This window comes from Shewanella sp. SG41-4, from assembly GCF_014164505.1.
GTDB lineage: Bacteria > Pseudomonadota > Gammaproteobacteria > Enterobacterales > Shewanellaceae > Shewanella.
In genome coordinates this window covers 1-9,649 of sequence record NZ_JACJFI010000165.1, presented here as the reverse complement: position 1 = coordinate 9,649, position 9,649 = coordinate 1, and the positions used below count along the sequence as shown (strand labels likewise).

Genomic DNA, 9,649 nt, shown 5'->3' with positions numbered 1-9,649 from the left:
GGTTCCATGGTTAGGTAAAACTGGCATGAACATGTTCGCTACTTATGATATTAACCGTAAAGACTGGAATGGTTACCAATTCTCAGCTAACTGGTTCAAGCCGTTTGTATTCTTTGATGACAAGAGCTTCTTATCTTTCCAAGGTTATGTTGATTACCAATTTGACATGGACGAAGAATATTCAGGCAAAAACAGTGATGGAAACTATAACAACACTGAACATGGTGGCGCTGGTTTCTTAGGTCTTTACTACCACACAGACCGTTTTGCTTTAGGTTATGGTGCTAAGTACTTCTACCATTCATATGGCTTAAATGATAATGCATTTAAGAATGAATTTTGGAGTGGTTTAAATACTACTGGTTGGTCTCACTTCCTAACCGCAACTTACAAAATCTAGTTTTTTAGAATATGAGTTGTTGGAGCCGCATTAGCGGCTCCAAATTTTACAATAAAAACAACATCGAACTTTCATTTAAAATCATTGTCTAAATAGAGTGTTTTTATATAAAAGTTTGTACTCTACAAAGTTTTATTTTTACGCGCTAAAATGGATTTTTCGCGGAATAGTTGAAACAAATATCTTTGTTTTACCTTTTCCGGTCTTCAAGGATTCAAGTCGTGGTACTCGTTATCAGATTGAATACTTAGGTTAGTAAATAGCACCAAGATTTACTGGCAATACTGAAGGCCCGGCCATAATTATAATCATATGCCAGCTACATAGTGTTGCCTGAAAAAAATTTATCAACTTTGATTTATCGTTTCGGAGAGCAATTATGACTGATTTAAAAAAAGCGGCACAACGTGGTATCGAATTAATGGATTTAACCACTTTAAATGATGATGACACCGATCAAAAGGTCATCGATTTATGCCATAAAGCCAAGTCTCCAGCAGGTAATACTGCCGCAATTTGTATTTATCCTCGTTTTATTCCTATTGCACGTAAAACACTTAATGAACTTGATTGTGAAGACATTAAAATTGCAACAGTGACTAACTTCCCACACGGTAATGATGATATTGCCATCGCAGTATTAGAAACTCGTGCAGCAGTTGCTTATGGTGCTGATGAAGACGATGTTGTGTTTCCATACCGTGAACTAATGGAAGGTAACGAAACAATCGGTTTTGAACTGGTTAAAGCCTGTAAGAAAGAGTGCGGAGATGATGCTATTTTAAAAGTCATCATCGAATCTGGTGTGTTGAAAGATCCAGCTTTGATCCGTAAAGCATCAGAGTTAGCTATTGATGCAGGTGCTGATTTTATTAAAACATCAACAGGTAAAGTACCTGTAAATGCCACACTTGAAGCTGCTGAAATTATGTTAACTGTGATCAGTGAGAAAAATCGCAACGTGGGCTTTAAGCCTGCTGGCGGTGTTCGTGATGCAGCGCAAACAGCAGAATTTTTAGACTTGGCTGCACGTATTCTAGGTGATGATTGGGTTACCCCTCAGACTTTCCGTTTTGGTGCTTCTAGCTTGTTAAACAGCTTGTTGCATACATTAGAATTAGTAGATGCTCCTAAGCCTACTGCAGGTTACTAATCGCATAGATAGTCAAAAATCTCAGTATGACCTTGACTCTTCGTCGTACTGAGGCGCTATCACTTGATAGCATCCTATTATTTAAAGGCGACCCTAAAGGTGATGGGTTGCCTAAAGGGAGACGTAACATGTTTCTAGCTCAAGAAATTATTCGTAAAAAACGTAACGGTGATGTACTAAGCACTGCAGAAATTCAATTTTTTGTTGATGGCATCACTCATAACACCGTTTCAGAAGGTCAAATTGCTGCGTTCGGCATGGCGGTGTATTTTAAAGATATGAATATGGACGAACGGATTGCATTAACAATTGCAATGCGCGATTCCGGAACTGTATTAAATTGGGATTCTCTTGGTCTCAATGGCCCGATTATCGATAAGCATAGCACTGGCGGTGTTGGCGATGTAATCAGCCTAATGCTTGGCCCTATGGCTGCTGCTTGTGGCGGTTATGTACCGATGATTTCTGGTCGTGGCTTAGGTCATACCGGTGGTACGTTAGATAAATTTGATGCCATTCCTGGTTATCAAACTGAGCCTTCAAGTGAATTATTCCGCAAAGTGGTTAAAGACGCTGGTGTTGCCATTATTGGTCAAACCGGTGACTTAGTCCCTGCTGATAAACGTTTCTATTCTATTCGTGATAATACCGCTACCGTTGAATCAATTTCGTTAATCACAGCATCGATTTTATCTAAAAAGTTAGCTGCTGGTCTTGATGCTCTTGCGATGGATGTCAAAGTGGGTAGTGGTGCATTTATGCCAACTTACGAAGCATCTGAAGAGTTGGCTCGCAGTATTACAGCCGTTGCTAATGGCGCTGGTACCAAAACAACTGCATTGTTAACTGACATGAATCAAGTATTAGCTTCGTGTGCAGGTAATGCTGTCGAAGTGCGTGAAGCGATAAACTTTTTAACCGGTCAATATCGTAATCCTCGTTTGTATGCAGTCACCATGGGATTATGTGCAGAAATGCTAATTTTGGGTGGTATTGCACAGAATGAAGCTGAAGCTCGTAATAAGCTAAACGCTGTATTAGATAATGGTAAAGCAGCAGAGGCATTTGCTAAAATGGTGTCTGGTTTAGGTGGCCCAACAGATTTTGTTGAGGCATATGATAAGTATTTACCTAATGCGAAAATTGTTCGACCTGTTTATGCCAACACATCTGGCTTTGCTTACAAAATGGATACACGAGAACTTGGTTTAGCCGTAGTGACCTTAGGTGGTGGACGTCGCAAACCTGGTGATGCACTGGATTACAGTGTTGGATTAACTCAAGTATGTGCACTGGGTCAGGAAGTTAACAAAGATGTACCGTTAGCGATGATCCATGCTCAATCTGAAGATGCTTTTGCCGAAGCTGCCGCTGCTATTCAACAAGCCATTATTATTGGTGATAGCGCGCCTGAGAAAACGCCTGAAATATATCGTTATATTCGCGCTTCAGATTTATAAAGGAAACAAATAATGAAACGTACTTTTATTTTAATGCTCGACTCTTTTGGTGTTGGTGCTGCTACCGATGCCGACAAGTTTGGTGATGTTGGCTCTGATACTTTTGGTCACATCGCGCAAGCTTGTGCTGAAGGCAAAGCGGATATTGGCCGTCAAGGTCCATTGAAGTTACCTAATCTTGCTCGCTTTGGCCTAGGCCATGCTGGTTTTGAAAGTACTGGTAAATTTGCAGCTGGATTTGCTGATAATGTCGAACTCATAGGTGCTTATGGCCATGCTGATGAATTAAGCTCAGGCAAAGACACTCCAAGTGGTCATTGGGAAATGGCGGGTGTTCCCGTCCTTTATGAGTGGGGTTATTTTAGTGATTTAACCAATTCATTTCCTAAAGAACTTACAGATAAAATCCTTGAACGCGCTGGTTTAGATGGGTTTTTAGGCAACTGCCATGCTTCAGGTACTCAAATTCTTGAAGAGTTAGGCGAAGAGCACATGAAAACAGGCAAGCCTATTTTCTATACCTCTGCGGACTCTGTTTTCCAAATAGCTTGTCATGAAGAAAGTTTTGGTTTAGAAAATCTATACAACTTGTGCAAAATAGCGCGTGAAGAGTTAGAGCCATATAACATTGGTCGTGTTATTGCTCGTCCATTTGTAGGCACTGGCGCAGCTGATTTTGCCCGTACTGGAAACCGTCATGACTACGCTGTATTACCACCGGCGCCTACGGTATTAGATAAGCTAAAAGATGCTGGCGGTGAAGTCGTTAGTATCGGTAAAATTTCTGATATTTATGCGCACAGCGGTATTACTCAACAATTTAAAGCGACTGGTCTTGAAGAATTATTTGATGAAACCTTAGCGCAAATTAAACGTGCTGGTGATAACACTATTGTGTTTACTAATTTTGTTGATTTTGACTCTCATTATGGCCACCGTCGTGACACTGCCGGTTATGCTAAAGCACTTGAGTACTTTGATTCTCGCTTACCCGAGCTATTGGCGATTTTACAGCCTGAAGATTTAGTTGTTTTCACAGCTGATCATGGTTGTGATCCTACTTGGGTTGGCACCGAACACACTCGCGAGCGTGTACCGGTACTCGCCTATGGTGCAGGTTTATCAGCAGGGTCGCTAGGCCGTCGTAAGTCTTTTGCTGATATTGGTCAGTCTATTGCGAGTTATTTTGCGTTAGAACCGATGAATTATGGTGAATCTTTTATTAATTAGTCACATTTTCAAACGACGGTTCTATATAAAGTTTAATGGCTTTGCTAAACTGTAAATAAGATTAAGCAATACAAAATAAAATAGAAACATAGGGGTTATAACATGGCTACACCACATATTAATGCAGTTGAAGGTGCTTTTGCTGAAACGGTACTTTTCCCAGGCGATCCATTACGTGCAAAATACATTGCTGAGACATTTTTAGAAAATGTTGAGCAAGTGACTGATGTACGTAACATGCTAGGTTTTACTGGTACATACAAAGGTAAGCGTATTTCTGTTATGGGTTCAGGTATGGGTATCCCATCTTGTTCAATCTATGCACACGAACTTATCAAAGACTACGGTGTTAAGAATTTAATCCGTGTTGGTACTTGTGGCGCAATCAGCACTGACGTAAAAGTACGTGATGTGATTATCGGTATGGGTGCATGTACTGACTCTAGAGTTAACCGTTTACGTTTTAAAGATAACGATTTTGCTGCAATCGCAGACTACAGCTTACTAAGTGCTGTTGTTGATTCGGCTAAAGCACACGGCACTAAAATCCGTGTTGGTAACGTTTTCTCTGCCGACTTATTTTATACTCCAGATCCTCAAATGTTTGATGTTATGGAAAAAATGGGTGTTTTAGGCGTCGAGATGGAAGCTGCTGGTTTATACGGTGTAGCACATGAATTAGGCGCTAAAGCGTTATGTGTTGTAACAGTATCTGACCACATCCGCACAGGTGAGAAAACCACCTCTGATGAACGTCAAACAACATTCAGCGACATGATTATCATGACTTTAGATGCAGCGTTAACACTGTAATTTAAACGTTAGTCATAAAAAAGGGCACTCATTGAGTGCCCTTTTTTTATGTCTGTCATTTACGTCAGCATTCTATGCAGGAGGATTTTGTTGTGTATCTTCTGGCTCGTCTGCTTGGGCCTTGTTGGCCGCGCTCAATGTCGTTTTTTTAGGTTTTGTACGCAGTTTCGCTTGTGCTTTTCGGCGATCAAAATCGGCACGCTTAAATGAAAGGGCACGTGATAACAGTAAACCAATAAAGCCAGCTACAATTAACATTATCTGCTGTAATTGCATGTTCTGTTCATGCAAGATTTTTATTTCGTCGAAAAATATATCAAGATTCAAACGTACTTCAACGTAACCTAAATTGTTGTCGTCTTGAATAACATTTTCAATTAAAGGGGGATACGGTTTTAGTAAGCCTTTTAAAATATCAGAGTCGGCTTCTAAGTTTTCATAAGAGACACTTTGGGCAAAGGCTAGCCTTACACCTTGTGAATTATAGATATTCACCGACATCACTTTAGGGTCGGCAGCAAGTGCTGATGCTAACCATTGCAGTTGCTCATCATTTTGTAAAAACATTGCCGGAGCAGCACCATTCGCAGCTTGTTGTGCTAGTAGTCTTGCCATCACTTTGGTTTGTGAGTTTAGTAATTTTTGACCGTTACGTAAACTTGATTGCCACAAGTACATTAAGCCAAAGATCAGTGTTATTGCGACAATAATTTGCACAATCCTGCTGATTTTTTGCCTTTTCTTAAGACCTTTAACAAAAATCACTTTAATCCTCAGTGTTTTTTCTATTTAATTGGAGGTTGTTTTGGGGAGTTCTTTTATCGAGCAACCATTTTGTGCTAACCCAATTACAGAGAATTATCAAAAAGCTATATTAATCGAAAAATTTGTCAGTAGATAGTCGTAACATACTAAGAGGCCGTATTGATGCTTGAACAAAGTGATAATGCTTTACTAAATTTTTTATATTCAGATACTTGTGAGACATATCAACATTTAGGCTGTGTGTTATATCGTTATCAAGAGTCTGATTATTTACTTAACTTACAATCTCACTTACCGTATCGTTGTCGAGTTATTTTTAGTGCGCAATGCTCCTCTGAGATTGAATCTTGGTTAGCCTCAATATCAATTGACACTCATATCGCAAAACTTGACAGGCAGAATGATTTATTAGGTTTTGAACTGTCTGCTCAAACTGCGAATGATGGATTAATTGCGTCATTTCCTCAGAATATTCCTGCTGAAATTATACTTATTCAACAACCACTGGCACGTTTAAATCAACCGGGCTTGTTAGTGATGGATATGGACTCTACTGCCATTCAAATTGAATGTATCGACGAGCTAGCCGCTATGGCAGGAGTTGGTGAGGAAGTTGCCGCCGTTACGGCAAGTGCTATGCGTGGTGAATTAGATTTTGAACAGTCTTTAAGACAACGAGTCAGTAAACTAACTGGTGCTGATGCCTCTATTATTCAGCAGCTGTGCGACAACTTGCCATTAATGTCTGGTCTTGAAGTAATGTTAGCCGAGCTAAAAACGCATCAATGGAAACTGGTTGTCGCTTCAGGTGGATTTACACCATTTGTGGGCCATTTAAAAACGTTACTTGATCTAGATGCTGCCTTTGCTAATGAGCTGGTGATTATTGATGGTAAGTTGAGTGGTGAAGTAACAGGTGAAGTGGTGGATGCTCAATATAAAGCGAATGTGATTAGTCTATGCGCAGATCAGTGGGCTATTCCATTAGGTCAGCGAGTGGCTATTGGTGACGGTGCCAATGACATTCCAATGCTCCAAGCTGCAGACTTAGGTGTGGCATTTCATGCCAAGCCTAAATTAATCGCTGCTGCTGACGCATCAATACAAAATGTCGATTTACGCGCATTAGTATTTTGCCTACAACTATAAATTTTTGATGTTTACATTAATGAACAGCATTAAATATAGAATTATTACTCTATTCTAGTTGTGTTTCACGGTAGTAATGTTAGTTTTATTTTTATAATCACTAACATAACTGCCTATTTTGACTATAGATATCCTCCAAGACTCACTTTTTATACCATACAGAGATGGTCAATTACACCTTCGGCATATTCGTCCTCCGTCGCCAATAGCGCTTGGTATTCCTATTTTGATGTTGCATGGTGCAATGTCTAATGGAAGAGTGTTTTATAGCAGTTCAGGTCGTGGTTTAGGCTGTTTTTTAGCTAAAGCTGGTTTTGATGTGTATGTGATGGATACCGCTGGAAGAGGCTTAAGTGAGCCTAAAATTCATCGTGATTTTACGTTGGGGCAAGGAGAAGTTATCCGTGAACAATTGCCTTTAGTGCAACAGTTTGTTCTACAACGCCATCCTTTGGTTAATAAAGTGCATTGGTGTGCTCACTCATGGGGCGGGGTATTAATGGCCAGCAGTTTGGCTCGTTATACTGATTTACAGTCTAGTGTGGCATCGTTACTAACCTTCGGTTCCAAGCGTACTATTAAAGTGAAATCATTCAAAAAATGGCTTATGGTTGATTTTTTCTGGAATCGTTTTGCGCCTTTTTATATTGGCAGACAAGGCTACTTTGATGCCAGTCGACTGCGCGTTGGTATGGACAATGAGAGCAGTGCTTCATTATTACAAACCATTGATTGGGTACGAGGAGATTGGGTTGATCATGATGATAATTTTCATTATGCAGAAGCTGCAACTAAAGCCGTATGGCCACCAGCCTGGTTTATCGCGGGCAAAAATGACCATGTATTAGGCAATCCATCTGATGTACGCGATATGATCGATGAATGTGGTTTTAGCCAGATTAAGTACACTTTGCTCGCCAAAGAAAAGGGCAATTTATTGGATTATAATCATGCAGGTATGTTGACTGATCGACAAGCCGAACAAGATCACTTTGTACAAATTAAACAATGGTATTTATCAATGTGATTTTTGTTAACTTTATCGAGTTAACAAGTGTTTATTGCCTCGATTTTTGGTTTGCAAGCAACGTGCATTGACTCACAATCGACAGCTATTAACACTTCAATGTGGTTTGTTAACAAAAGCATCGTAAAACTGATATTGCAGGTTTGAAATAAATTGATTATATCGACTTACGTCATTTCTGATTACGAGTAACGGTTACTAAAAAAGTCATTAAACTGCTGTCATTAAGCTCGGAAAACGGATTTCAACCTCTGCCGTAATATCTAATAGCTCACCTGAACCGATAACTTTCCATAATTGTTCTTCTAATTGCTTTGCTCGGTGATTAGCATGAATGTGGATATACTCTAGCTCGCGTCGAATATAGCTCATATCGGGCTTATCAGTTGCTCCTACATACACTCTTAATGCCATGAAGCGACCCACTTTTTTACTTTGAGTAATAAATTGAATTTGTTTCTCTTTGTTACCCAGATCTGATTTAAGTTTACATTGGATCTGTACAGCCCCCCTAGGATGACGGGTGAGTTGCATAAATACTTCAAAAAAGGCCATACCATGAGTGGATTTCATTAACTTGATAGGGTCTATTATTTGTTGTTTTAATACATTGTTTTCCAGTAGCGGTTTTAAGTTGTATTGCAGTACTTTATCGCTGTCTTGAGCAAATAAATGGCTTATTTCATCTGTGGTTGTGCCAATACCTATGTAAGCCATTTGAGCTGCTTTTACTGTTTTTTCAATAAAATATGGCACACCTGGCAATTGGCGCATAACAAGGTTTTTCATACCATCAGCCAGTTCTTTTTTCTGGCCTTCATTATCCGATAATTGTTCGAGTTTTTGTTTATTGTGAGCAATCAATTTACTTAAAAATTCTACGCCTTCATGCGGGGAGTGACCAATGATGGCACTTAAATGTAAAGTAACACCACCCATCCTGCTGCGAATAAGCTGATAAGGTAAATTCGATAAGTTAGTTTTACCAGCAGCGGCTTGCAGGCGTGGAAATGATAAGGTGACCGCACCAGGTTCATTGAAATTAGCCGATTTTTCTAAAGTCAGTTGTAAACCTCGGCTCGAAATATCATGGGTAATGCCTGTGGCCTGTTTATCGCCTTGTTGAATTGTGACTAAGGTTTTAAAGACGAATCGAGCCTCATGGCGTCGCTCACTGAATGGCATTGATACTTTTTTGATGCTGTGTTGTTTTACTTTTGCTTGAGCAAAAATCTTTAGGCCATTCACATCAGATTGATCAAACCAAGATTGATAGTCTTTACGAGCTTCTTCATTGGTTAAATCAATAAGTTGTAAAGTATGACTAAATTGAGCTAATTGCTGCTCAGTGAGGGCAGCATAACGGGCATCATCCCCAGGTAAGGTGGATGTTTTGTAGTTTTTAGTATGATCAATTGGCTGCATTACAATTTTAAATACACGCCAGCTGGCTTTTGTGGAAGCAAAACCTAAAAATAGATTAATATTTTTGGTTGCTTTAAGTTCCGCTAAAGTAGCGGAATAAAAATGTGATTTACCATTGGCATTGTGCGTAAATGTGAATAAATAACAATGGTCATTATTTTCGGTGTTTTTGATCAGTTGGGTTAAACGCCTGGTGTTAATAAAACTCGGTAATTGGCTAATTTCAT

Annotated in this window: 9 protein-coding genes; 7 read left to right on the top strand and 2 right to left on the bottom strand. The window is 39.5% G+C overall.

Annotated elements, in window-relative coordinates; all coding sequences use genetic code 11:
- The 5 genes from H5202_RS14445 to deoD all read left to right on the top strand — a co-directional run.
- On the top strand, positions 1 to 400 hold a 400-nt coding region (locus H5202_RS14445; RefSeq protein ID WP_220493884.1), incomplete at its 5' end, for an outer membrane protein OmpK.
- 379 nt (positions 401 to 779) lie between these two features.
- Complete coding sequence (deoC, locus tag H5202_RS14440) at positions 780 to 1,553, top strand: deoxyribose-phosphate aldolase (RefSeq protein ID WP_182772690.1); 774 nt, start codon at positions 780 to 782, stop codon at positions 1,551 to 1,553.
- A gap of 128 nt (positions 1,554 to 1,681) precedes the next feature.
- Complete coding sequence (gene deoA / locus H5202_RS14435) at positions 1,682 to 3,013, top strand: thymidine phosphorylase (protein WP_182772691.1); 1,332 nt, start codon at positions 1,682 to 1,684, stop codon at positions 3,011 to 3,013.
- A gap of 12 nt (positions 3,014 to 3,025) precedes the next feature.
- Positions 3,026 to 4,243: a phosphopentomutase gene (locus tag H5202_RS14430; protein WP_182772689.1), complete on the top strand. Its 1,218-nt coding sequence runs from the start codon at positions 3,026 to 3,028 to the stop codon at positions 4,241 to 4,243.
- 102 nt (positions 4,244 to 4,345) lie between these two features.
- Positions 4,346 to 5,056 (top strand): purine-nucleoside phosphorylase, encoded by a 711-nt coding sequence (gene deoD / locus H5202_RS14425; RefSeq protein WP_182772688.1) that lies wholly within the window; start codon positions 4,346 to 4,348, stop codon positions 5,054 to 5,056.
- A 72-nt stretch (positions 5,057 to 5,128) separates the two neighbouring features.
- On the opposite strand, the gene H5202_RS14420 is transcribed toward deoD, so the two are convergent.
- The gene (locus H5202_RS14420; RefSeq protein ID WP_182772687.1) at positions 5,129 to 5,821 is read right to left on the bottom strand and encodes an AhpA/YtjB family protein; all 693 of its coding nucleotides are present in this window, start codon (positions 5,819 to 5,821) and stop codon (positions 5,129 to 5,131) included.
- Positions 5,822 to 5,983: 162 nt separating this feature from the next.
- Between H5202_RS14420 and serB the strand changes: the two genes are divergently transcribed.
- Positions 5,984 to 6,970, top strand: coding sequence for a phosphoserine phosphatase SerB (gene serB / locus H5202_RS14415; RefSeq protein WP_182772686.1), 987 nt, complete (start codon positions 5,984 to 5,986; stop codon positions 6,968 to 6,970).
- 118 nt (positions 6,971 to 7,088) lie between these two features.
- Positions 7,089 to 7,997 (top strand): alpha/beta fold hydrolase, encoded by a 909-nt coding sequence (locus H5202_RS14410; RefSeq protein WP_182772685.1) that lies wholly within the window; start codon positions 7,089 to 7,091, stop codon positions 7,995 to 7,997.
- 210 nt (positions 7,998 to 8,207) lie between these two features.
- On the opposite strand, the gene H5202_RS14405 is transcribed toward H5202_RS14410, so the two are convergent.
- On the bottom strand, positions 8,208 to 9,649 hold a 1,442-nt coding region (locus H5202_RS14405), incomplete at its 5' end, for a PilZ domain-containing protein (protein ID WP_182772684.1).